The sequence below is a fragment of the Cupriavidus sp. OTU4054 genome (genome assembly GCF_038440175.1).
Taxonomy (GTDB): Bacteria; Pseudomonadota; Gammaproteobacteria; order Burkholderiales; family Burkholderiaceae; genus Cupriavidus; species Cupriavidus pauculus_D.
This window is the reverse complement of the sequence record NZ_JASATF010000029.1, coordinates 14,335-36,217: the sequence shown is the minus strand read 5'-3', so window position 1 is coordinate 36,217 and position 21,883 is coordinate 14,335. Positions and strand designations below refer to the sequence as shown.

General features: G+C 67.9%; 20 protein-coding genes. 4 read left to right on the top strand and 16 right to left on the bottom strand.

Going from position 1 to position 21,883, the window contains the following annotated elements:
- Positions 1 to 36 precede the first annotated feature (36 nt).
- The 5 genes from AAHB16_RS26805 to AAHB16_RS26785 form a co-directional block, all read right to left on the bottom strand.
- Positions 37 to 768 (bottom strand): GntR family transcriptional regulator, encoded by a 732-nt coding sequence (locus AAHB16_RS26805; protein ID WP_150372473.1) that lies wholly within the window; start codon positions 766 to 768, stop codon positions 37 to 39.
- A gap of 42 nt (positions 769 to 810) precedes the next feature.
- Positions 811 to 1,632, bottom strand: a complete 822-nt coding sequence (locus AAHB16_RS26800; protein WP_150372472.1) for an ABC transporter ATP-binding protein — start codon at positions 1,630 to 1,632, stop codon at positions 811 to 813.
- Between the two features lie 3 nt (positions 1,633 to 1,635).
- Positions 1,636 to 2,493, bottom strand: a complete 858-nt coding sequence (locus tag AAHB16_RS26795; protein ID WP_150372471.1) for an ABC transporter permease — start codon at positions 2,491 to 2,493, stop codon at positions 1,636 to 1,638.
- A 5-nt stretch (positions 2,494 to 2,498) separates the two neighbouring features.
- A complete protein-coding gene (locus tag AAHB16_RS26790; protein ID WP_342052452.1) occupies positions 2,499 to 3,524 on the bottom strand; it encodes an ABC transporter substrate-binding protein in 1,026 nt (341 codons plus the stop codon).
- Between the two features lie 243 nt (positions 3,525 to 3,767).
- Positions 3,768 to 4,721, bottom strand: coding sequence for a LysR family transcriptional regulator (locus AAHB16_RS26785; RefSeq protein WP_342052451.1), 954 nt, complete (start codon positions 4,719 to 4,721; stop codon positions 3,768 to 3,770).
- 124 nt (positions 4,722 to 4,845) lie between these two features.
- On the opposite strand from AAHB16_RS26785, the gene AAHB16_RS26780 reads away from it, so the two are divergent.
- From AAHB16_RS26780 to AAHB16_RS26765, 4 genes are all read left to right on the top strand, one after another.
- Positions 4,846 to 6,210, top strand: coding sequence for a D-serine ammonia-lyase (locus AAHB16_RS26780; RefSeq protein WP_342052450.1), 1,365 nt, complete (start codon positions 4,846 to 4,848; stop codon positions 6,208 to 6,210).
- A gap of 60 nt (positions 6,211 to 6,270) precedes the next feature.
- On the top strand, positions 6,271 to 7,269 hold the full coding sequence (locus tag AAHB16_RS26775; protein WP_342052449.1) for a Bug family tripartite tricarboxylate transporter substrate binding protein: 999 nt from the start codon (positions 6,271 to 6,273) through the stop codon (positions 7,267 to 7,269).
- A 32-nt stretch (positions 7,270 to 7,301) separates the two neighbouring features.
- Positions 7,302 to 8,828, top strand: a complete 1,527-nt coding sequence (locus tag AAHB16_RS26770) for an amidase (RefSeq protein ID WP_150372467.1) — start codon at positions 7,302 to 7,304, stop codon at positions 8,826 to 8,828.
- Positions 8,829 to 8,997: 169 nt separating this feature from the next.
- Positions 8,998 to 10,062, top strand: a complete 1,065-nt coding sequence (locus AAHB16_RS26765; RefSeq protein ID WP_150372466.1) for a porin — start codon at positions 8,998 to 9,000, stop codon at positions 10,060 to 10,062.
- Between the two features lie 4 nt (positions 10,063 to 10,066).
- On the opposite strand, the gene AAHB16_RS26760 is transcribed toward AAHB16_RS26765, so the two are convergent.
- From AAHB16_RS26760 to AAHB16_RS26710, 11 genes are all read right to left on the bottom strand, one after another.
- On the bottom strand, positions 10,067 to 11,026 hold the full coding sequence (locus tag AAHB16_RS26760) for an ABC transporter ATP-binding protein (RefSeq protein ID WP_342052448.1): 960 nt from the start codon (positions 11,024 to 11,026) through the stop codon (positions 10,067 to 10,069).
- On the bottom strand, positions 11,023 to 12,105 hold the full coding sequence (locus AAHB16_RS26755) for an ABC transporter ATP-binding protein (protein WP_446718140.1): 1,083 nt from the start codon (positions 12,103 to 12,105) through the stop codon (positions 11,023 to 11,025). Before AAHB16_RS26755 ends, AAHB16_RS26760 begins: the two co-directional genes overlap by 4 nt.
- 16 nt (positions 12,106 to 12,121) lie before the next feature.
- Positions 12,122 to 13,006, bottom strand: a complete 885-nt coding sequence (locus AAHB16_RS26750) for an ABC transporter permease (RefSeq protein WP_342052446.1) — start codon at positions 13,004 to 13,006, stop codon at positions 12,122 to 12,124.
- A complete protein-coding gene (locus AAHB16_RS26745; protein WP_342052445.1) occupies positions 13,003 to 14,001 on the bottom strand; it encodes an ABC transporter permease in 999 nt (332 codons plus the stop codon). Before AAHB16_RS26745 ends, AAHB16_RS26750 begins: the two co-directional genes overlap by 4 nt.
- 4 nt (positions 14,002 to 14,005) lie before the next feature.
- Entirely contained in the window at positions 14,006 to 15,622 is a 1,617-nt protein-coding gene (locus AAHB16_RS26740; protein WP_342052444.1) for an ABC transporter substrate-binding protein, read from the bottom strand.
- A gap of 109 nt (positions 15,623 to 15,731) precedes the next feature.
- Positions 15,732 to 16,895 carry a c-type cytochrome gene (locus AAHB16_RS26735; RefSeq protein ID WP_342052443.1) on the bottom strand — a complete coding sequence of 388 codons (1,164 nt, stop codon included), beginning with the start codon at positions 16,893 to 16,895 and terminating at the stop codon, positions 15,732 to 15,734.
- Between the two features lie 99 nt (positions 16,896 to 16,994).
- Positions 16,995 to 17,780, bottom strand: coding sequence for an ABC transporter ATP-binding protein (locus tag AAHB16_RS26730; protein WP_150372459.1), 786 nt, complete (start codon positions 17,778 to 17,780; stop codon positions 16,995 to 16,997).
- Positions 17,774 to 18,835 carry an ABC transporter permease gene (locus AAHB16_RS26725; RefSeq protein WP_342052442.1) on the bottom strand — a complete coding sequence of 354 codons (1,062 nt, stop codon included), beginning with the start codon at positions 18,833 to 18,835 and terminating at the stop codon, positions 17,774 to 17,776. The genes AAHB16_RS26730 and AAHB16_RS26725 overlap by 7 nt, the downstream gene beginning before the upstream one ends.
- An 18-nt stretch (positions 18,836 to 18,853) precedes the next feature.
- Positions 18,854 to 19,861, bottom strand: coding sequence for an ABC transporter substrate-binding protein (locus AAHB16_RS26720; RefSeq protein WP_150372457.1), 1,008 nt, complete (start codon positions 19,859 to 19,861; stop codon positions 18,854 to 18,856).
- 35 nt (positions 19,862 to 19,896) lie between these two features.
- On the bottom strand, positions 19,897 to 20,739 hold the full coding sequence (locus tag AAHB16_RS26715; RefSeq protein WP_342052441.1) for a class II aldolase/adducin family protein: 843 nt from the start codon (positions 20,737 to 20,739) through the stop codon (positions 19,897 to 19,899).
- A 2-nt stretch (positions 20,740 to 20,741) separates the two neighbouring features.
- Entirely contained in the window at positions 20,742 to 21,863 is a 1,122-nt protein-coding gene (locus tag AAHB16_RS26710; RefSeq protein WP_150372455.1) for an LLM class flavin-dependent oxidoreductase, read from the bottom strand.
- Positions 21,864 to 21,883 lie beyond the last annotated feature (20 nt).

The window sequence follows — 21,883 nt, the reverse complement described above, 5'->3', positions numbered from 1 at the left end:
GCCACCCTAATCCGCGCCACCCTAATCCGCGCCACCCTAGTCCGCGCCACCATGTGCGCGGCTCTTGGCCAGGTAGACCTCGTGCAGCGTGATCTTGCGCACTTCGGCCTGGCTCGTGCCGATATGCGTGCGCAGCAGACGCGTGGCTTCGTCGGCACGGTGCGCGAGGATCGCGCGGAGGATGGCGCCGTGCTCGTCGTAGGTGGCATCGACGCGCGCCTGGCGCGTAAAGTCCAGGCGCCGCACGATGCGGATGCGTTCGGTGACTTCGCGATGCACGCGCGCCATTTCCGTGTTGCCGGCCACGTCGAGTAACGCGCAGTGGAACGCCTCGTCGAGTTCCCCGACATGGGCGAGGTCCGACAGGCGATGCTCGGGCGCGACGAGCCAGATCGCGGCGAGTTCGGCGAGCGCGGTGTCCATGGTCTCGCGATCCATGGTGCACACGCGGCGCACAGCTTCCGTTTCCAGCAGCATGCGCAGTTCGTAGAGCTCGTCGAGCTTGCTGAAGTCGAAGGGCAGCACGCGCCAGCCCGCGCGGAAGCTCACGTCGACGAAACCCTCCTGCTTGAGTCGGAACAGCGCCTGCCGCACGGGTGTGCGGGACACGTGCAGGCGCTCGCAGACCTCCGCCTCGGTGAAGCGGTCGCCCGGAATCAGGCGGAAGTCCGCGATATCGCGCTTGAGCAGGGCATAGACGCTGTCCGCGCGCGAGGTGCGTACATCGTCCGGCAGCACGCGATCGTCGGTCAGGGTGGCGTCGGTCATGATTGACTCGGTGAATGTCGCATCAGTGTACGCCGATTGTCTTCAACGTCTGACCTCGCGCTGGAAGATCTCGAGGCTCTGCCGCTTGGCCGCGACGAAGCTTGCCTGCGACAACGTTTCCACCGTGCGCGGCCGCGCGTCGGTGTAGTCGAGAATCTCGGCGACGCGGGTCGGACGCTTGGTCAGCAGCAGGATCTGGTCGGCGAGGTACACGGCCTCTTCGAGGTCGTGCGAGACCAGCAGCATCGTGGTACCGGTCTGCATGAACACTTCCTGCAGCTTCTCGCGGATAAACAGCGTCATCTCGAAGTCGAGCGCCGAGAACGGTTCGTCGAGGAAGAGCACCTCGGGACGCGGCGCGAGCGCGCGCATGATCGACGCGGTCTGCTGCTGGCCGCCCGAGAGTTCATACGGGTAGCGGTGCAGATCGAACTTGACGTCGAACGATGCGACGAGCTCCGCCACGCGGCGATCGACCTCGGCCTTGCTGCGGCCTTCGAGCAGCAGCGGGTAGGCGATATTGTCGATCGTGCGCATCCACGGGAACATCGCCTCGCGATAGTTCTGGAACACGTAGCCGATACGCGTGTCCTTGAGCGACTTGCCGTCGAACAGGATCTCGCCGCGATCGATCGGGATCAGGCCCGCGATCATATTGATCAGCGTGCTCTTGCCGCAGCCGTTGGGGCCGAACACCGAGACGATCTTGCCCTTGGGAATGTCGAGATCGAAGTTCTCGTAGAGCGGCCAGCCGGCAAAGTATTTGGTCAGGCCGCGAATGGTGATGTGCGTGCCCGGAGGGCCCGGACGGAACACGGGTGGCGGGACGTCGGCGTGACGGGCGGGCGTGATGACGGCACTCATGATTTACCTTCCGCTCCAGTGGACGATGCGTCGTTCGATCAGCATGAACACGATGTTGAGGACATAGCCCAGTGCACCGGCGGCGAGGATGGCCGCGTACATGGTCTTGACGTTGAGCACCTGCTGCGCGTCGATGATCGCGTGGCCGAGGCCGTTCTCGGAGCCGATGAACATCTCGGCGACGATCACGATCACGAGCGCCATCGACACCGCGGAGCGCAGGCCCACGAAGCTCGGCTGCAGGCTTTCCCAGATAAGCACGTCGCGGAAGATGCGCCAGCGCGAGGCGCCCATCACGCGCGCGGCCATCACGCGCTGCTTGCGGGCGTTGATCACGCCGTACGCGCTGTTGAACACGACGATCAGCACGGCGCCGAACGCGGCGATGGCGATCTTGTTGATATCGGTCACGCCGAAGATCAGCAGAAACAGCGGAATCAGCGCGGAGGAGGGCGTCGAACGGAAGAAGTCGATCAGGAACTCGACGCTGCGGTACGCGCGCTCGTTGCTGCCGAGCAGCACGCCGAGCGGCATGCCGATGACCGCCGCGATGGCGAACGCCTGCAGCGTGCGCGAGACCGTGACAAGAAAGTCGGTCAGCAGCGCGCCGCCGGCCAGCCCGCTCGCGAGCGCAGCGATCGTGTCGATGGGGCTCGGCAGCAGGATCGCCTTGATCCAGCCGAGCCGCACCACCACGTCCCAGACGATGAACAGCGCGATCGGTCCCACGAACGGCAGCAGCCGTTCCGAGAACGGACGCCGCGGCGCGGCATCCTGCGACGCGGGCGGTGCCCATCCCGGGGCGGTTGCCGCGGCGGCCGTGGCCGCGCCCGGCGATTCGGTGCGTGATAGCTCGCCCATGATCGTTACCCCTTGTAGAGCATCGCGTTGACGTCGACCTTGCGCGAGAAGATGCCCTTCTCGGAGAACAGGTCGTAGAACTTCTGGAAGTAGGCCGCGTCGCTGGCCTTGAATTCGTCGTAGAACACGTAATCGGACATCGGCACCTCCGCGGTCAGGTCGCCCTCGATCGCGGTGTAGCCCTTGAGGTACGGACGCGCTTCCTGCGGCGACTGCTTGACGAGCGCGACACCGCGGCGATACGCGGTCATATAGCGCGTGGCGACATCCTTGTTCTTGCCGATGAGTTCCGACGTGAGGCTCGCGGAGCCGCCATGCCACGGGGCCATCGGGTCGCCGAGGATATAGCGCGCGACCACGCCCGCTTCGATCGTGCGCGTGAGGCCCTTGAGGCGGCCCACGGTGCCCGTGGGTTCGAGCGTGTAGACGCCGTCGATCTGGCCCGACGCGAGCGCGGCCACGTGCTGGCCGATCGGCAGTTCGGTCACGGTCATCTTGCCGGCGCCCGCGCGCTCCAGAATGGTCTTGGCGAGCGTGACGTTCTGCACGCCGGGGCCGCAGGCCACGCGCTTGCCCTTGAGGTCGGCCACGGTCTTGATCGGGCTGTCCTTGGCGACGACGATTTCTTCGAGCACGTACTTCGCGTTGGTCGGATTGGTGCAGAAGATCTTGAGCAGGCCCGGCTGTGCGATCTCGCCGAGAGCCAGCGCCGCCGACGCGGTGCCGCTGGCGCTGCCGTCGCAGCGGCCGGACAGGATCGCCTCGATGACCTGCTGCGCGCTGGCGAACTTCAGCGGTTCCACGTCGAGGCCCGCTTCCTTGAAGTACCCCTTCTCGATCGCCGCGAAGAACGGCAGCCCCGATGCCACGGGCCAGAAGCCGATACGCAGCTTGGACGACCCTTGGGCGCGCACGAAGGCCGGGGCGGCGAGCGTGGCCACGGCGGCGCCGGTGGCTTTCAGCACGCGGCGGCGCGTGGCCGATGCAGGCGTGGCGGAAGCGGGGGTGGCGGAGAGGGGCGACTTGGGCATCGAGGCTTCCTTATTGGGCAGGCGAAGGTTGGGAGAGGAAAATATCCATTCTTGAATCCAAGATTCGCAAGGGGCGTGCCAAGCCAGGCGCGAGCGCCCTCGGGCGACGCGAAGTCGTTGATAAGTAAGGGAATAGAGACCAGGGAATGGAGGTCAGGGCGGGGCGGGCGCGCGCCGCTGGCCCGATGCGCCGCGCCCGACTCCGGTGCGTGCCGCACCGCGCGCGCACCATATTGGCCGGTGCTAGCCGACTTTCAGCACGCGCTGCCGGTTGGCGTGGAACTCCATGCCTTCGCGCACGAGCCACGCCTGCACCTCGGCCACCTGGCTCGCCTGCGCGTGCGTGCTCACGAAGTGATAGGACGCATTGCTGCGCGCGTGAATGCCGAACAGATCGACAAGCCGGCCCGCCGCGATCTCTTCCAGCACGAGCGCCGAGCGTCCCATCGCCACGCCTTGTCCGGCCAGCGCGGCGTTGACGGCCAGCTGCGACAGGTTGAAGCGCTGCCCATGCCCGGCCGCATCGTCGAGTTCGAGGCCCGCATGGCGCAGCCAGCATTGCCACTCGTCGAACTCGCCGGCGCCGTCCCACGGACTGACGTCGTGCAGCAGCATGCCGGCGCGCAGGCCCGACGGGCTGCGCAGTTCGGGATGCGCGGCGACGTAGGCCGGGCTGGCCACGGGCAGCAGCCATTCTTCCAGGAACATCGTCGCGGCAAGTTCCTGATAGCCGCCCGGATCGAAGCGAATGGCGGCCTCGGTGCCGTCGCGCGCCATGCGCGAGGGGTCCAGCGCGTGGAATTCGCCGTAGACGCGCAGGCCGACATCGGGATGCTGGCGGAAGAAATGCCCGAGCCGCGGCGTCAGCCAGACCATGGCGAACGACGGCGAGCACGAGAGCGATACCGCGCCCCGTTCGCGCGGGCGGCGCAGTTGCGTGAGCGTGCCTTCGATCGCCTGGAACGACTCGCGCAGCACGAAGCGCAGCCGCTCGCCCTCGGGCGTCAGCACCAGCGCGCGCGGCGTGCGCAGGAACAGCGGCCGGTCGAGCCATTGTTCGAGCTGCTTCACCTGCTGGCTGACGGCGCCCTGCGTCACGCAGAGCTCGCCGGCGGCCTGCGTGAAGTTGCAGTGGCGCGCGGCTGCCTCAAAACAGCGCAGCCAGCCCAATAATGAGGCGGACAGGACGTTAGCCATTAGTCAGACTAATACATAGATCAGTACAAATGGTTTGTGGAGGCCGTGCCATCGGGACAAGAATAGATCCATCGCAACACGCTTTTCGCCGCTTCACACGGCTTCCGCTGACGGAAATTACACGATGACAACAGAGACAATTTCGCCAGAACCCACGCTGCTGGAGGATCTGCGCGCGGCGCGGCCCCTGCTGTGGACCAATCCCGCGCGCAGCGATGCCGCCGAGGTCCAGACCGTCGTGGACGGGCGTGCCATTAGTCTAGCTGATTCCCAGGCGGCTCAGGACCGCTTCCTGCGCTTTGCGCCGCTGCTCGCGCAGCTGTTTCCGGAACTGCGGGAAACCGGCGGCCGCATCGAGTCGGGCCTGCACCGCGTGTCCGCGATGCAGCGCGCGCTCGGCATCGAGCCCGCGCAGGGCGCGCTGTGGGTCAAGGCCGATCATGGCCTGCCGGTGGCCGGTTCGATCAAGGCGCGCGGTGGCATTCACGAGGTGCTCGAGTTCGCCGAGTCGCTCGCGCTCAAGAACGGGCTGGTGACGCGCCAGAGCGACTACACCGTCCTGGGGCAGGCTCCCGCCCGCGAACTGTTCGCGCGCTATGAAGTTGCCGTGGGTTCCACCGGCAATCTCGGCCTGAGCATCGGCGTGATGGCCGCCGCGCTGGGCTTCCGCGCCACGGTGCATATGTCGGCGGACGCCAAGGAATGGAAGAAGGCGCGTCTGCGTGCGCGCGGCGTCAACGTGGTCGAGCATGAAGGGGATTACGCCGAGGCCGTGGCCGCCGGGCGCCGCCAGGCCGAGCAGGACCCGTATTGCTACTTCGTCGATGACGAGCGTTCGCTGTCGCTGATGCTCGGCTACAGCGCCGCCGCCTTGCATCTGCGCGACCAGTTCGACGCGGCGGGGATCGTCGTCGATGCCGCGCATCCGCTGTTCGTGTACCTGCCCTGCGGCGTCGGTGGCGCGCCGGCCGGTATCGCGTTCGGCCTGCGTCAGATCTACGGCCCCCACGTGCATGCGTTCTTCGCCGAGCCCACGCAGTCGCCATGCTTCTTCGTGGAGATGCTGTCGCCGGGCAAGTCCGTATACGACTACGGCCTCGACAACCGCACCGAGGCCGACGGCCTTGCGGTGCCGCGCGCGTCCGAACTCGCGGCCGAGGCCATGACGCCGATGCTTGCGGGCGGCTACACGGTGGCCGACGACACCCTGTTCCTCGATCTGCATCGCCTGCGCGTGAGCGAAGGCATGCACGTCGAACCGTCGGCGGCGGCCGGTTTCAGCGGCCCGGACATGTTGCTGCACAGCGCGGCGGGCCGGAAATGGCTGCGGGAAACGGGCCTTGGCGACGCGTTGCCGAACGCGACGCATCTGGTATGGACCACCGGCGGACTGTTCGTGCCGCCCGAGGCCTATGCGGCCTTTGCCGAACGCGGCGCCGCCATCGCGGTGCGCGCGAATGACGATATCCCGCCGCGGGCACCCGAATAACGGGCAACCCGCGGCATCTCAGAACCGTTCTGAACTGTTAGACCCTTGCGGAGAATCACCATGACTCGTACCCCCATGATTTCTGGCGGCTTCGTCCTTGCCGCGCGTGTGGCCGTCGCGTGCGGCGCCGCGCTGATCGCCGGCAGCGCGCTGGCGCAGGCGTATCCGTCGAAGCCGATCCAGCTGGTGATTCCGTTCCCGCCCGGCGGCGCGACCGACGTGATCGGCCGCCTCGTCGGCAAGAAGCTCGGCGAGAAGCTCGGCCAGTCCGTGGTCATCGACAACCGTCCCGGCGCGGGCACGATCGTCGGCGCGGGCTTCGCGGCCAAGGCCGCGCCCGATGGCTATACGCTGTTCCTGAGCTCGGGCACCACGTTCACGGTGAACCCCGCCATTCATCCGAAGCTGCCGTACGACCCGGTGAAGAGCTTCGAGCCGATCGGCCTGACGGGCCGCACGGGCCTGATCCTGCTGGCGAATCGCGACGTGCCCGTCAACGATCTCAAGCAACTGGTCGCGTCGGCGAAGGCCGCGCCGGGCAAGTATTCGTATGGCACGTTCGGTGCCGGCACCACCGCGCAGTTCGCGGGAGAAATGTTGTTCAACCTCGCGGGTATCAAGCTGTTGCACGTGCCATACAAGGGCAGCGCGCCCGCGATGACCGACCTGATCGGTGGCCAGATTCCGTTCACGATCGACACGGTCGCGGCCGCGATTCCGCAGGTGCGCGGCGGCAAAGTCAAGGCGATTGCCGTGACCACGGCCAAGCGTTCGCAGCTGCTGCCGAACGTGCCGACGGTGGCCGAGGCCGGATACCCGGGCATGGATGCCGATACGTGGCTCGCGCTCGTCGCGCCGCGCGGGCTGCCCGCCGACGTGAAGAAGAAGCTCGAGGGCGCGCTGGCGGCCACGATGGCCGATGCCGATACGCGCAAGCAGCTGCTCGACGCGGGCTTCGAGCCGTCGTATGCGGACGGTGCCGCCGTGTCCGCGCTGATCGCGCGCGAGCTGCCGCTGATGCGCGCGACCGCGCAGCGTGCGAACATCACCGCCGATTAATATTGCGAAAACACACTGAGGGAGACAACCCCATGACTACGGACGCCACGCTGGTATCGCGCTCGGCCGTCGAACTGCGCCGGATGATCGGCAGCAAGGAGATCTCGCCGGTCGAGCTGCTCGACGCCTGCATTGCACGCATCGAGGCCGTGAACCCGTTCCTGAACGCGGTGACGGCCACGTGCTTCGATCGTGCGCGGGAAGAAGCGCGGGCCGCCGAGCGCGCGGTGCTTGCGGGCGCGCCGCTGGGCCTGCTGCACGGGCTGCCGCTCGGGGTGAAGGATCTGGAGGCGACGGCCGGCCTGCTGACGACGTACGGCTCGCCGCTGTATCGCGACAACGTGCCCGCCGAGGACAACGTGCTGGTCGCGCGCCTGCGCGCGGCCGGTGCCATCGTGGCCGGCAAGACCAATATCCCCGAGATGGGCGCCGGCGCGAACTCGCGCAATGACGTCTGGGGCGCCACGGGCAACCCGTTCGACCCGCGCCTCAATGCGGGCGGGTCGTCGGGCGGTTCCGCCGCGGCGCTCGCTGCCGATCTGCTGCCCGTGTGCACCGGTTCGGATACCGGCGGTTCGCTGCGCATTCCGGCGGCCAAGTGCGGCGTGGTCGGTTTTCGTCCGTCGCCGGGCGTGGTGCCGAGCTCGCGCAAGCTGCTCGGCTGGACGCCGATCTCGGTGGTCGGCCCGATGGGCCGCACCGTGGCCGACGCGTGCCTGCAACTGGCCGCTTCGGCGGGCGTGTCCGCGTCCGATCCGCTCACGTACGCGCTCGACCCGATGTCGTTCCTCGTCCCGATGCCGATGGATCTGGGCCGCCTGCGCGTGGGCTACACCGAGGACTTCGGCTGCTGCGACGTCGATAACGACATCCGCCGCGTGTTCCGCGAGAAGATCGCCGCGATGCGACACCTGTTCCGCAGCTGCGACGAGGTGAGCGTGGACCTTGGGGACGCGCACAGGTGTTTCGACGTGCTGCGCGCGGAGAGCTTCGTCGCGAGCACGCGCGAGGCCTACGAGCGCGATCCGTCGACGCTCGGTCCCAACACGCGGGCCAACTACGAGATTGGCGCGCGCATGTCGCTCGTGGACAGTTCCTGGGCGCAGAGCGAGCAGACGCGCATCCTTCAGCGCTTCCAGCAGCTCTATCGCGACTACGACGTGATTCTGTCGCCGACCACGCCCGTCTCGCCGTTCCCGTGGACGTCGTTGTATGCGGAGACGATCAACGGCGTGCGTCAGGAGAACTATTACCGCTGGCTCGCGCCGACGTATGTGGTGACGCTGACCACCCACCCGGCGCTGTCGCTGCCTTGCGGGCTCGATCACGCCGGCATGCCGTTCGGCCTGCAGATCGTCGGCGGTTTCCGCCAGGATCGCGAGACGCTCGGCATCGCGCACGCGATGGAACAGGCGTTTGCCACGTCGCCCGCGCTGCGGCGTCCGCTGCCGGACCTCGCGAAGCTCGGGCCTGTGGAGCCGTCGCTCACGTCGATTGTCACGGCACCGCCCGTGCTCGATGCGCGCGTGGGGCAGGGCGTCAGCGCCTCGGCGGTTTAAGCGCCAGCGCTGTCCGCGCGCGCGTCTGTTTTTTGCGACAGCGTGCGCGGACACTAAATCCGGTTTCGTTTTAGCATGCCGTCTGCTTGAATGAGCAAGGGGGCCTCTGCCAATGTCCCCGCATGCCCGCATTCGCCCGCATCGGCGTTGCTTCAGGGGGACCACAAGAATGAAAACCGTCATCCGGCCCGTGGTGGCTGCCTGCGCCCTGTGCGCCCTCGGCGCGGCGCAAGGCGCGCTTGCGCAATCGAGCGTGACGCTCTACGGCATTCTCGATGGCAGCGTGGAGGCGGTTACGCATTCGCCCGGCGGCAACGGCGGCACGGCCGTGCGCGTGGCCTCGGACAATATGTCGTCCAATCGGTGGGGCCTGCGCGGCGTGGAAGATCTGGGCGGGGGCATGCGCGCGCTGTTCACGCTCGAGAGCGGCTTCACCATCGACAATGGCCTGTCCGCGCAGGGCAACCGGCTGTTCGGCCGGATGGCATACGTCGGCCTGCAGAACCAGTTCGGTGCCGTCACGCTCGGCCGGCAGCAGACCGCGATCTACGATCTGTTCGCGGCATTCGATCCGTACGGCGTCCCCGCGCGCTATTCGCTGGTGTCGGTGGATGCCGCGTTCAACGGCCGCGCCGACAATATGGTCAAGTACACCGGCAAGTTCGGCGGACTCACGGCGATCGGCTACTACAGCTTCGGCCGCAACAACGACGGCGAAGTCCCGGGCTCGCCCGAGACGTCGCGCGACGTCGGCGGCGGGCTGGGCTACAACATCGGCAATCTGCAGCTCGGCCTGGCCTACGACCAGTACCAGGGCAATACCGAGGCCACGCGTCAGCGCAATGCCAAGCGGTTTGCGGCCGGGGCCAACTATACGTTCGGGCAGCTCAAGCTGTTTGGCGGCTATCGCTGGCTGCAGGATCAGGGCGCCGACAGCCCGACCGCGACGGGCCTGCGCACCAACCTGTACTGGCTGGGCGCGACGTACAACATCACCGGGGCGATCCAGCTGCTGGGCGGCGTGTATTACACCGATCAGCGCCATGGCAATCAGGATCCGTGGCTGGCGATCGTCGGTGCCGACTATTCGTTCTCCAAGCGCACCGACGTCTATACGAAAGTCGCCTTCGCGCGGAACCGTGGCAACTCGTCGATCGGCGTCGGCGGTGTGGGGACCGCGGTGCCGGACGAAAACCAGACCGCCGTCACCATCGGCGTGCGGCATCGATTCTGATGCGCTAGTCCGCGAGATGGCAGGCGACCCGGTGCGTTGCCGCGTCGTTGTGGAAGACGACTTCGCGCAGGACCGACGCCTCCTCGCGGCAGCGTTGCACCGCGAGCGGGCAGCGTGGATGAAAGCGGCACCCTGATGGCGGCGCGAGCGGGCTCGGCAGTTCGCCTTCGATGACCGGGCGTGTCTCGATGCGCGGTTGCGGGTCTGCGCCCGTACGGACCCCGGGCGCGGCCGCCATCAGCGCGCGCGTGTACGGGTGCCGTGGCGTCTCCCATACCGCGTCGCGCGGACCGGACTCGACGATCTGCCCCAGATACATTACCGCGATGCGGTCCGACATATGCCGCACGACCGACAGATCGTGCGAGATGAACAGATAGGCGATACCGAGCGACGCGCGCAGGTCGAGCAGCAGGTTCAGCACCTGCGCGCGAATGGAGACGTCGAGCGCGGAGACGGCTTCGTCGCAGACGATGAGGTCGGGCGACAGCATCAGCGCGCGCGCGATGGCGACGCGCTGGCGCTGGCCGCCCGATAGCTCGTGGGGCAATCGCGTGGCCATGTCTGTGCGCAGGCCCACACGGTCGAGCATGTCGTGCACGAGCGCGCGCCGTTCGTTCGCGTTGCCGCGCCGGTGCACGATCAGCGGTTCCTCGAGCGCGCGGCCGATGGTCACGCGCGGGTTCAGCGAGGCGGCGGGGTCCTGGAACACCATCTGGATGCGCTCGCGGCCTGTTCGTTGCGCGATGTCTTCGCCATCGAGCAGCACCTCGCCTTCGTCGGCGGGCGTCAGCCGCATGACGACGCGCGCGATGGTCGATTTGCCGCAGCCGCTTTCGCCCACGAGACCGAGCGTCTCGCCGCGCCGGACGTCGAGCGAGACGCGGTCCAGCGCGCGTACGGTGCCGGCGTGAGTACGGTAGTGGCGGGAAACGCCACGTAGGGAGAGAAGGGGGGCGGTCATGCGGCGACCTCCACGTGTGCGTGGGGCGTGCCGACGGTGGCTGGCGCGGGCGGGTGCCATCCCGATGCGTCCCCGTGCGGCGCGGGTCGCTCCGCCGCGTCGCGACTCGGGACGAGCGGCGCGTGGCAGGCCAGTTGGACCGCGCCATGCGCGACAAGCGCCGGGGCCGCCTGCGTGCACTGCGGCCGCGCATGCGCGCAGCGCGGGGCGAACGCGCATCCCGGCGGCATGGCCGACAACGGCGGCACGGTGCCCGGAATCTCGGGCAGGCGGCTGCCGGGCGCCAGCGCATCGATGGCCTGCGAGGCGAGCAGCCCCGCCGTGTACGGATGCGCGGGACGGGCGAGCAGGGCGTCCACGCGGCCCTGTTCCACGATGCGCCCCGCATACATGACGGCGGCCCGATCGGCCGTCTCCGCGACCACGCCGAGATCGTGCGTGATCAGCAGCAGCGCCATGCCCGTCTCGCGCTGCAGCCGCTTGAGCAACGCGAGGATCTGCGCCTGCGTGGTCACGTCTAGCGCGGTGGTCGGTTCATCGGCAATCAGCAGATCGGGCTCGCCCGCCAGCGCGATGGCGATCATCGCGCGCTGGCGCATGCCGCCCGACAGCTGATGCGGAAAGTCCCGCGCGCGCTCGCGCGGCGACGGCATGCGCACCTGCTCGAGCAGCGCGATCGCGCGCGCCTCGGCTGCGGCATGGCTCACCCGGCGATGCAGCCGAATGGCCTCGACGATCTGGTCGCCGATGCGCATGACCGGATTGAGCGCGGACATCGGCTCCTGAAAGATCATGGCAATGCGGTCGCCACGGACCGCGCGCATGCCGGCATCGTCGAGCGCAAGCAGATCGATGCCGTCGAACCACGCCTCGCCCGCGCTCACGCGCGCGCCACGGCGCGGCAGCAGCCGCAGCAGCGAGCAGGCCGTCACCGATTTTCCCGAGCCGCTTTCGCCGACGAGCGCGAGCGTCTCGCCGCGCTCGATGGTCAGCGAGACGTCGCGCACGGCGGTGACGGTGCCAGTAGCGGTATCGAAGTTGGTGCGCAGGCCGCGCACGTCGAGCAATGGCATGGTCATTCCTCTCGCTTACCCATTACGTTGCCGAAGAACGTTGCCGAAGTTGCGGATTGAGCGCGTCGTTGAGCCCTTCGCCAACGAGGTTGAACGCGAGCACGGTCAGCACGATCGCAAGCCCCGGCAGCGCGCAGATGTACCACGCGTCGGCCACCTGTTCGCGCCCGCTGCCGATGATCGTGCCCCAGCTCATGACGTTCGGATCCCCAAGACCGAGGAACGACAGCGAGGCCTCGGTCTGGATCGCGGTGGCGACGGTCAGCGTGGCCATCGCGATCACGGGCGGCAACGCATTGGGCAGGATCTGCGTGACGATGATGCGCGCGTGGCTCATGCCGATCGTCTCCGCCGCCAGCACGAACTCGCGCTCGCGCAGCGACAGGAACTCCGCGCGCACGAGCCGCGCCGTGGATGGCCACGAGACCACGCCGATCGCGAGCACCACGGTCGTGACCGAGGGTTTGAAGATCGCGACGAGCACCACGGCCAGTACGAACTTGGGCACCGTCTGGAACAGTTCGGTCAGCCGCATCAGCGCGGTATCGACGGGCCCGCGGAAGTACCCGCCGATCGCGCCGACGGCAATGCCGAGCGTGGCGGACAGCGCGGTGCTCACGAGCCCGATCAGCAGCGAGACGCGCGCGCCCGACGCAAGCCCCGTGGCCAGGTCGCGGCCCATGAAGTCGGTACCGAGCGGATGCGCGGGATCGTCGCCGGGCCAGAGCATCGGCGATCCGGCCATCTCCCAGGGGTCGCCCGGAAAGATCAGCGGGCCGAACGCGGCAAGCAGCACGATGGCCGCGAGCAGCAGCACGCCGACGGACAGCGTGGGATGCCGCCGCGCGAAGCGCAGGCCCGGCAGCCCGCGGCGGCGGGTGGGTAACGGATGCGCAACGGTACTCATGCACGGCCTCCGGCATGGGCGATCGACACGCGCGGGTCGATCGCCGCGTAAAGCAGGTCCACCAGAATATTGACGACGGTCACGAGCAGCGAGCTCAGCAGCAGAATGCCGAGCAACAGGTTGAAGTCGCGCGCGAGCACGGATTCGAAGGCCAGCCGGCCGAGGCCGGGCCAGCTGAAGACCGACTCGACGAGTACCGCGCCGCTCAGCAGCGAACCGACCTGATAGCCCGCCATCGTCACGAGCGGCAGCAGCGCGTTGCGCAACGCATGAGCCAGCGTCACGCGCACTTCGCCCGCGCCTTTGGCCCGTGCCGTGCGCACGAAGTCCGCGCCGTCGAGCTCGAGCATGGCGGTGCGCACGAGCCGCGCGTAGACCGCGAGGTAGAACGTCGCGAGCGTGCAGGTGGGCATGATCGCGTGGCGCGCCACATCGAGCACGTAGGCGACGCCGCGATGGTTCGCGCCGACATCGGCCATGCCGCCAGACGGCAGCCAGCCGAGCCGCGCGGAGAACAGCACGATGGCCATCAGGCCGAGCCAGAACGTCGGCATCGCATAGGCGACGAGCGCGGTCATCGAGATCAGGCGGTCGGGCCAGCGATGGACCCATACCGCGCTGATCACGCCGAAGGCGATACCGAGCGCGAGGGCCAGCGTCATCGCCAGCGCCATCAGCAGCAGCGTGGCGGGCAGCCGCTGCAGGATCAGGTCGAATACGGGCAGGTTCTGCCGGTAAGAGAAGCCGAGATCGAGCGTCGCCACGTTGCCGAGGTAGTGCACGAGCTGTAGCCAGACCGGCTGGTCCAGGCCGAAGCTCGCGCGCAGTTGCGCCATGGTCTCGGGCGTTGCCGCGCCGGCCTCGCCCGCGAGCACGTCCACGACATCGCCAGGCGCAAGCTGCAGGATGAGGAAGTTGAGCAGCGCGATGCCGATGACGACCGGCACCACCTGCAGCAACCGCCGGCGCAGGAAGACGAGCACGCGCGGTCGCATGGCGTCAGGCCTTCGGCGCGAGCCAGGCGTCCGCGTACGACGCGAACAGGCCATCGCCCTGCGGCGTGGTCTTGTGGAAACGCGCGCTCGACACCGTAACCCACGTCTGCTCGACGAGATCGAGCACCGGCACGTCGTCCTGGACGATTTGCTGCCATGTCTTGATCAGCGCCTTGCGCTTGGCGACGTCCGCTTCGCGGCCCGCGGCTTCCATCACGCGATCGAGCTCGGGGTTCGAATAGCCGGACCCATTGGTCCACGGCGCGCCCTTGATGATGTTCCGGGTCCAGAACAGCCGCTGCACGCCGAGCGTGGGATCGGGCAGGCGATGGAGGCTCGAGATCATCAGGTCGTAATCCTGATCGGTGAACACGCGGCGCAGATAGGTCGCCGTATCGCCGGCGCGCAACTCGACGTCGACCCCCACGCGCGCCAGCGATTGCTTGATGAACTCGGCGGGGCGGCTCGCGGTGACGCCGCCACCGCCGTCGTAGTCGAGCGTGATGCGCAGGCGCTTGCCATCGGCGCCGGGCTTGAGCCCGGCTTCGTCGAGCAGCGCCTTGGCCTTGTTCACGTCTAACGCATATTGTCTGGTCTCGGGCGAGTAGTAGTTGACCACCGACGACGGCACCGGCCCGGTCGCGGGCTTGCCATAGCCGAGGAACACCACCTTGAGCAGCGCGTTGCGGTCGATCGCGTGGGCGAACGCCTGCCGTACGCGCTTGTCCGCGAAGTAAGGCTTGCGCACGTTGAACTGCGTGAGGAAGATTGTGGCGAGGTAGCGGCCATCGTCGAGATTGATGCGGTAGCGCTGCTTGTCCTGAAAGCGTGTGAGATTCGACAGCGGAATGCTCGAGCCGAGCGCGACGTCGAGCTCGCCCGCTTCGAGTGCCACCGTGCGCGCGGCCGCATCGGGGATGAACTTGAACACGACGCCGTCGAGGTAAGGCTGGTCCTTCTGCCAGTAGTTCGGATTGCGCTCGAGCCTCACATGGCTGCCCTTGACCCACTCCCTGAACACGAACGGGCCCGTGCCGACCGGCGCATTGTTGACCGGATTGCTGAGCACGTCCTTGCCTTCGTACAGATGCTTCGGCAGGACCTGCGCACCATACGTGTTGATGTAGTTGATCAGGTAGGGCGCCGGCGACGACAGCCGGATGATGACCGTATGCGGATCGGGCGTGTCCACGGCGGTCACGTTGGCAAAGGCCGCGCGGCCGAACGGATGCAGCGTCTTCCAGACTTCCAGCAGCGTGTAGCGAACGTCCGCGGCGGTGAAATCCTTGCCGTCGTGCCATTTGACGCCCTTGCGCAGATGGAACGTGGTGGTGAGGCCATCGGCCGAGGTCTCCCACGACGTGGCCAGTGCGGGCACCGGCTGCAGGTTCAGGTCGTACGCAACGAGGCCTTCGAGTACCTTGCTCGAGACCTGGCCGATGTTCATCGTCGTGATGAACGCCGACGTGAGTAGCGTGGGCTCGGGCGATACCGCGACGTTGAGCGTGCCGCCGCGAACGGGCTTGACGCTGGATGTCGCGGCTTGCGCGAACGCTTCGGCCGAGAACGGCAGACCAAGGGAGAGCAGGGCGGTACTGGCTAGAAAATCGCGGCGATCCATGATGGGTGAGAGGAGTCGAAGGCAGCCATCGATGGTAGGTGTACGCCGCGCGCGCGCGAACGAAGAATTTGGCGCTTGCTTATCTCGTTTGTGTTGGCGTGCGGTTGGCTCAGTGCACGAAGCCGCCTTTGACGAATCGCACGGGCTCGGCGTCCATCGCGAGGACCAGTGCTGTCAGATCCTGTCTGGCATTAGCGGGTACATCGCCGACCTTGCATAGCAGCTCGGCATCGCCGCCGGGCGCGCCACGCGCGCGCAGCCATCCCTGGCGATCGGCGAGCAACGTCGTGCCACTGGCGCGCGCGAGGGCCGCATCGTCGAGGCCGGCGATCTGCGCGAATACCTGCCATGCCGCCGGCGACACCGCGGTACAGGCCGCGCGAAACTGCTGCACATCGCGCAATGGCCGCGCGTCGCGTGTGACGACGAGGGTCTGGAAGCGCGGATCTTCCAGCGGCAGCGATTCCGGGCGGCCATCGGTCAGCACCACGCGCACGCGCTGCGTGCCGCGCCATGCCGCGAGAGGTTGCGGCGGATCGCCACCGCATTGCACATCGAGGCCAGGCAGCCGCAACGGCACGGGCCAGCTGCCGAACACCGCAGCCCCCGTGCGTGCCGACAGCACGCGCATATAGTCGAGCACGGCCCATGCATCGTCGTCGCCGAGTTCGCCCGCGAAGGCCGGCATGGTGATGGCGCCGCGCGCATCGCGCATGCCGTCGAGCACATGCCAGAACATCTCGCCGTCGAGACGGCGGCCCAGCAGCGGACTCACGATCGTCGGCGGCCAGCGCGACAGCGTGGCGGCGAGCGGCCCTTCTCCGCGGCCGTCCGCGCCATGGCACGCGACGCAGTGCGCGGTGTAGAGCCGCTCGCCACGGGCGATGGCGTCCAGCGAGAAATGCGTGGGACTGGCATGGAAGCTCGTGGGGACGGCGGGGCCGAGCACCAGCGACGCGGCGGGCCACGGCGCCAGCGCCAGTGCCAGCGCGCCCACGGCGAGCACGGGCAGGCGGCGGCGCTTCCACGCAATGGCCAGCAGCAACGCCAGCAGGGCGATGACGATCGCGGCCGCGCACCACAGCAGTTGCCGTGCAAGCCCGAGGTCGATCAGCAGTGTCTCGCCGACGATGCGGTGCGCCCATGGCCATGCGGGCTGGCCGTGGCTGTCACCCGTCAGGCCGAGCGCATGCCACACGCGCAGCAGCCACAGTTGCGCGTGTTCGATGCCCGTCAGCAGGGCGTTGAGCCAGTATTGCGGCGGCGCGGTCATCGCGTCCCGCCGGACGATGACGGCCGGTACCCGGGCTGCGCCGCGCGTACCGGCCGTGCTGGATGCAGGGCCCGCGAATGCCGCGGCTTGTGCAACGTATTACCAGCTGGCATCGAGTCCCAGATGACGCAGTGCCTCGTGGCGCAGTTCGGTCAGCCGCGGGTCGCCGCGATGGCGCGGGTAAGGCAGATCGACGTGCAGCTCGGCCGTGATCCGCGCGGGGCGCTGGCTGAACACGATGACGCGCTGCGCGAGGAACAGCGCCTCCTCGACGTCATGGGTGACGAGCAGCGCGGAGAAGCCCGAGCGCTGCCACAGTTCGACGAGCTCGCTCTGCATCGCCAGGCGCGTCAGCGAGTCCAGCTTGCCCAGCGGTTCGTCTAGCACGAGCAGGCGCGGATCGTTGACGAGCGCACGGGCCAGTGCCACGCGCTGCGCCATGCCGCCCGACAGCTGATGCGGAAAGGCCCGATCGAACGCCTCGAGCCCCACGCGCTTGAGCGCCGCATCGACGCGATGCCGCTGCTGCTTGACGATGCCGCGCGCCTGCAGGCCGAGCGCGACGTTGTCCCACACGCGGCGCCATGGGTAGAGCGTCGGATCCTGGAACACGACGATGCGTGACGGATCGGGCGCGGTGATCGGCGTGCCGTCCTGCAGGATCTCGCCGTCGGCCGGCGTCTCGAGTCCCGCGACGAGCCGCAGCAGCGTCGACTTGCCGCAGCCGCTCGGGCCGAGCAGCGCGACGAATTCGCCGGGGGCGACCGACAAATTCACGCCCTCCAGCACGGGCAGGCGCGCCGCGCCGTCGCCGAACGCGTGGCTGACGTGACGGATGTCGATATGCGCACCAGCGTTCTCCGCGCGTTCCGCGATGGCTACCATTTGACCGTGCCTTTCTGCCACGACAGCGCGCGGTCGCGCACGACGAACAGCAATGTGATCACACCCGAGAACAGCAGCGCCATCACGATCAGCGCCGCATACATGTTGACGTACGAGGCCCAGCCCTGCGCCCACGTCAGATACCAGCCGAGGCCGGACTTCACACCCATCATCTCCGCGGTGACGAGCACCGAGAACGAGGCGCCGAGTCCCATGAACAGGCCGACGAAGACCTGCGGCAGCGCGGCCGGAATGGCCACGCGCAGCACGAGGAACCACCCCGAAGCGCCGAGCGTGCGCGCCACGTCGTAGTAGCTCTTGTTGACGCTCGCGACACCGGACCACGTCAGCACCGCCACCGGAAACGCGGTCGCCAGGGCAATCAGGAACACGGCGGCCGAATAGCTCGACGGAAAGAAGTAGAACGTGAGTGGCAGCAGCGCGGTGGACGGCAGCGGACCGAGCACGCGCAGCACGGGGTGCACCCAGTAGCCGATGCGGCGCGACCAGCCGATGGACACGCCGATCAGGAAGCCGGCCACACCGCCCCAGGCCACGCCCAGTGCCAGCAGCCGCAGCGTATTGACCACGCTGTCGCCGAGCCGCTTCCAGTCGTCGATATAGACCTCGATGAGCGCCTGCGGCGGCGCGAAGAACGGCGTGGGCAGCGTGGCGGTCTTGGCGGTCAGGATCTCCCATGCGGCCAGCACCACCGGAACCGCAACGAGCCACGGGCCCGCGAGGTGCAGCGCGGCAACAGCGCGTTGCGGTGCGCTGCGCGCGCCGGCGTGGCTGCCCGCCCCGCCGCGCAACGGCGCGAAGAGCGCGATCAGTGCGATCAACGCGGCAACGGCCAGCGCGGCGATGCCGAGCTCGTTCGTATAGGCCCAGTCGCTGAAGCCGACCACATGATTCGGCCATTGCCACGTCAGCAGCCCGAAGGCGCCCCACGCGAGTGCCGCGAGCAGGCCCGTCTTCCAGACGCGTATGCCGCCTCGCGCGCGGGGCAGCGGCTGCGCGAGCGGCGTCGGCACCGCCGGTTGGCTTGTCGTCATCGTGCGACTCCTTCGGCGTTATCCAAGGACGTTGGCGTAGACATGCTGCGCCAGGCGTTTGGTATCGGTGGTCTTCTTCAGCACGCCAATGCGCTGGAAGTCCTGCGCGAAGAATGCGATCTCTTCCTGTAGGTCGGTGCCCGTGGGGTGATGCGTATAGGTCAGCGTCGAGTACAGCTTGCGCAGATCGTTCGGATCGATCTTCGGCGAGTACTTCGCGAAGATCTTGGCGGCCTCGTTCGGGTTCTCGTTCACGAAGTCGGTGGCCTGCACGATCGAGCGCGCGAGGGCCGCGGCGGCCGGGCGGTCGTTGCGCACGAGTTCGCCGCGCGCGCCGATCACGCAGCACACCTTGCGCTGGTATTCGCCGGTGAGGTTGGTCGCCAGTTCGACATACGCGCCGTTGGTGCGCTTCTCGAGCAGGTACAGGTTCGGGTCGCCATCGGCGATCGCCTGGATCTCGCCCTTGTCGACGGCCACGCCGAGCAGATCGGCCGGATACTGGCGCCACGTGATGTCGCGATCGGGATCGATCCCATTCTTGGCGAGCAGGATCGTGAAGAAGTGCTTGCCTGGCGCGGCGAGGTCGCTCACGCCGACGGTCTTGCCCTTGAGGGCCTGCAGGTTCGTCACGCCGGCCGCCTTCGCGCCGACCAGTCGCACGCAGCCGCCGTGCGAGCTGCCGATGATCTTGACGTCGAAGCCCGCTTCGAGCGGCTTGAGCCAGCGGTGGATCATGCCGACCGCCGCGTCGGCCTTGCCCGTGGCGATGGATTCCAGCAGCTGGTCCGTGGATCCGCTGTAGTTGATGAGGTCCACCTGCAGGCCGTTCTTCTCGAAGAAGCCGCGCTCCTGCGCCGCGACAATCGGCGTCAGGCAGAACGAGTTCTGGTTCCACGCGAACGTCAGCTTGCGCGGCGCGGACCACGCCTGGCGGCCGAGGATCAGCGCGGGCGCGGCAATGGCGGTGGCGGCGGCCGCGCGCAGCACGCGTCGGCGGCCATTGGTAGCATGGCTCTGGCTCATGATTTCACTCCCCGTTTTGAATGGTCGATATCGGCTCAGTCGAGCAGATCCGGCTCCGCGGCCACCAGCCCCGCGTAGAGGCTTTCGAACGCGTGCAACGACCCCTCGTTGCCGCCGACCTGTCCGTGCGTATGGCGCGCGGTCGCTTCGTCGATCGGCTGCGGCTTGCCGGCGGCTTCGGCCAGCAACTGCGTATGCGCGGCGTTCTCGAGCGCGATGTACCACCATGCGGCGGCCTCGACCGTGGGCCCCGCGGTGAGAATCCCGTGGTTCTTGAGGATCGCACCCTTGTAGGTCTGGCCATTGCCCTTGTCGAGCGCGCGCGCGATGCGGTTGCCCTCGGTGTCGTCGACAACCATGCCGTGGAATTCGTCGTAGAGCGCGTGGTCCTCGAAGAACGAGCAGGAATCCTGCGTCAGCGGATCGAGCTTGCGACCGAGCGTGGACCAGGCCTTGCCGTAGGTCGAATGCGTATGGGCGGCGGCCACCACGTGCGGATGCGCTTCGTGGATCGCGGCATGGATCGCGAACGCCGCCTTGTTGAGGGGGCGGTCGCCGATGACCGTTTCGCCGCGCGCATTGACGAGCAGCAGGTCCGATACGCGAATGCGCGAGAAATGCAGACCGAGCGGATTCACCCAGAAGTGGTCGGTCAGCTCGGGATCGCGCGCGGTGATATGGCCGGCCAGGCCGAGGTCGAATCCATGGCGCGCAAACAGGCGGAACGCGCCCGCGAGCCGCTCCTGCCGATGGCGGCGCTCGGCCTCGACGGTCGGGCGCGGCGGCACCGGATCGAAGAAGAACTTCTGCTTCGGCGTGGCGTTGAAGCGGGCCGATAGCGGCTCGGCACTGCGCTGGAGAGGAAGGACGGCGCTCATGATCAGGCTGCCTTCTGTGCGTGTTCGGCCTCGCGCTGCGCCACGAGCTCGCGCACGCGCGGAATCAGTTCGCGGCCATAGTCGACGACGTCTTCGAGCGGATCGAAACCGCGAATCAGGAACGTGGTGACACCGAGGTCGTAGTACGCGAGCAGTGCCTGCGCGACCTGTTCGGGCGTACCCACGAGCCCGGTCGAATTGGAGCGCCCGCCGGTCTCGCGCGCGATCGCGGTCCACAGGCACTGATCGACGCGGTCGCCGAGCTCGGCCGCCGCGAGCAACCGGCGCGCGCCTTCGCTCTGCTGCGGGCCGCCACGGCTATAGCCGGCCTGCACGCGCAGCGCGCGCGTGCGTTCCAGAATATGCTCCGCGCGTGCCCATGCCTTCGCTTCGGTCTCGGCAAGCACAGGGCGGAACGAGATCGAGAACTGCACGTCGCGGCCGTGCTTCGCGGCCTCCGCGCGCACGCGCGTGGTCAGCTCGCGCACCTGGTCGAGCGACTCGCCCCACAGCGCATAGACGTCGGCATGCTTGCCCGCCACGGGGATCGCCGCTTCGGACGCGCCGCCGAAGAAGATCGGCACATGGGGCTTCTGCGCGGGCTTGACCTCGGAGAAGCCGTTGCGGAAGCGGTAGTACTTGCCGTCATGATCGAACGGCTTGTTCTCGGTCCAGATGCGGCGCAGGATGCCGAGGTATTCGTCCGTGCGCGCATAGCGCTCGTCGTGGTCGAGATAGTCGCCATCGCGCTGCTGCTCGTCGTCGGAGCCGCCCGAGATGAAGTGGACACCGAGGCGGCCGCCGCTGAACTGGTCGAGCGTTGCGATCTGCCGTGCGGCCAGCGTGGGCGACGTAAAGCCCGGACGATGGGCCAGCATGAAGTGCACGCGCTCGGTCTGCGTGGCCGCGTACGAAATGGTCAGCGTGGCGGAAGGACCCGTGGAATGGTGCGGCACGAGCACGCGGTCGAAGCCGGCCTGCTCGTGCGCCTGCGCGAACGCACGCACATAGTCGCGATCGACGACGGGACCATCGGGATTGGGCGGATGGATCTCCGACTGCTTCTGGCTCTGGATCATGCCGATAAAGTTCACGCCACTACGAGCGCCGGTTGCCACGGTCATCTGGGTCTCCTGAGGGGAAT

Bases quoted from the DNA above. Each gene is read 5' to 3' on its own strand.
- AAHB16_RS26800 (WP_150372472.1), bottom strand. From the start codon at position 1,632: ATGAGTGCCGTCATCACGCCCGCCCGTCACGCCGACGTCCCGCCACCC.
- AAHB16_RS26775 (WP_342052449.1), top strand. From the start codon at position 6,271: ATGACTCGTACCCCCATGATTTCTGGCGGCTTCGTCCTTGCCGCGCGT.
- AAHB16_RS26790 (WP_342052452.1), bottom strand. From the start codon at position 3,524: ATGCCCAAGTCGCCCCTCTCCGCCACCCCCGCTTCCGCCACGCCTGCA.
- AAHB16_RS26755 (WP_446718140.1), bottom strand. From the start codon at position 12,105: ATGACCATGCCATTGCTCGACGTGCGCGGCCTGCGCACCAACTTCGAT.
- AAHB16_RS26740 (WP_342052444.1), bottom strand. From the start codon at position 15,622: ATGGATCGCCGCGATTTTCTAGCCAGTACCGCCCTGCTCTCCCTTGGT.
- AAHB16_RS26725 (WP_342052442.1), bottom strand. From the start codon at position 18,835: ATGACGACAAGCCAACCGGCGGTGCCGACGCCGCTCGCGCAGCCGCTG.
- AAHB16_RS26780 (WP_342052450.1), top strand. From the start codon at position 4,846: ATGACAACAGAGACAATTTCGCCAGAACCCACGCTGCTGGAGGATCTG.
- AAHB16_RS26715 (WP_342052441.1), bottom strand. From the start codon at position 20,739: ATGAGCGCCGTCCTTCCTCTCCAGCGCAGTGCCGAGCCGCTATCGGCC.
- AAHB16_RS26770 (WP_150372467.1), top strand. From the start codon at position 7,302: ATGACTACGGACGCCACGCTGGTATCGCGCTCGGCCGTCGAACTGCGC.
- AAHB16_RS26785 (WP_342052451.1), bottom strand. From the start codon at position 4,721: ATGGCTAACGTCCTGTCCGCCTCATTATTGGGCTGGCTGCGCTGTTTT.
- AAHB16_RS26730 (WP_150372459.1), bottom strand. From the start codon at position 17,780: ATGGTAGCCATCGCGGAACGCGCGGAGAACGCTGGTGCGCATATCGAC.
- AAHB16_RS26735 (WP_342052443.1), bottom strand. From the start codon at position 16,895: ATGACCGCGCCGCCGCAATACTGGCTCAACGCCCTGCTGACGGGCATC.
- AAHB16_RS26710 (WP_150372455.1), bottom strand. From the start codon at position 21,863: ATGACCGTGGCAACCGGCGCTCGTAGTGGCGTGAACTTTATCGGCATG.
- AAHB16_RS26805 (WP_150372473.1), bottom strand. From the start codon at position 768: ATGACCGACGCCACCCTGACCGACGATCGCGTGCTGCCGGACGATGTA.
- AAHB16_RS26720 (WP_150372457.1), bottom strand. From the start codon at position 19,861: ATGAGCCAGAGCCATGCTACCAATGGCCGCCGACGCGTGCTGCGCGCG.
- AAHB16_RS26760 (WP_342052448.1), bottom strand. From the start codon at position 11,026: ATGACCGCCCCCCTTCTCTCCCTACGTGGCGTTTCCCGCCACTACCGT.
- AAHB16_RS26750 (WP_342052446.1), bottom strand. From the start codon at position 13,006: ATGAGTACCGTTGCGCATCCGTTACCCACCCGCCGCCGCGGGCTGCCG.
- AAHB16_RS26795 (WP_150372471.1), bottom strand. From the start codon at position 2,493: ATGGGCGAGCTATCACGCACCGAATCGCCGGGCGCGGCCACGGCCGCC.
- AAHB16_RS26765 (WP_150372466.1), top strand. From the start codon at position 8,998: ATGAAAACCGTCATCCGGCCCGTGGTGGCTGCCTGCGCCCTGTGCGCC.
- AAHB16_RS26745 (WP_342052445.1), bottom strand. From the start codon at position 14,001: ATGCGACCGCGCGTGCTCGTCTTCCTGCGCCGGCGGTTGCTGCAGGTG.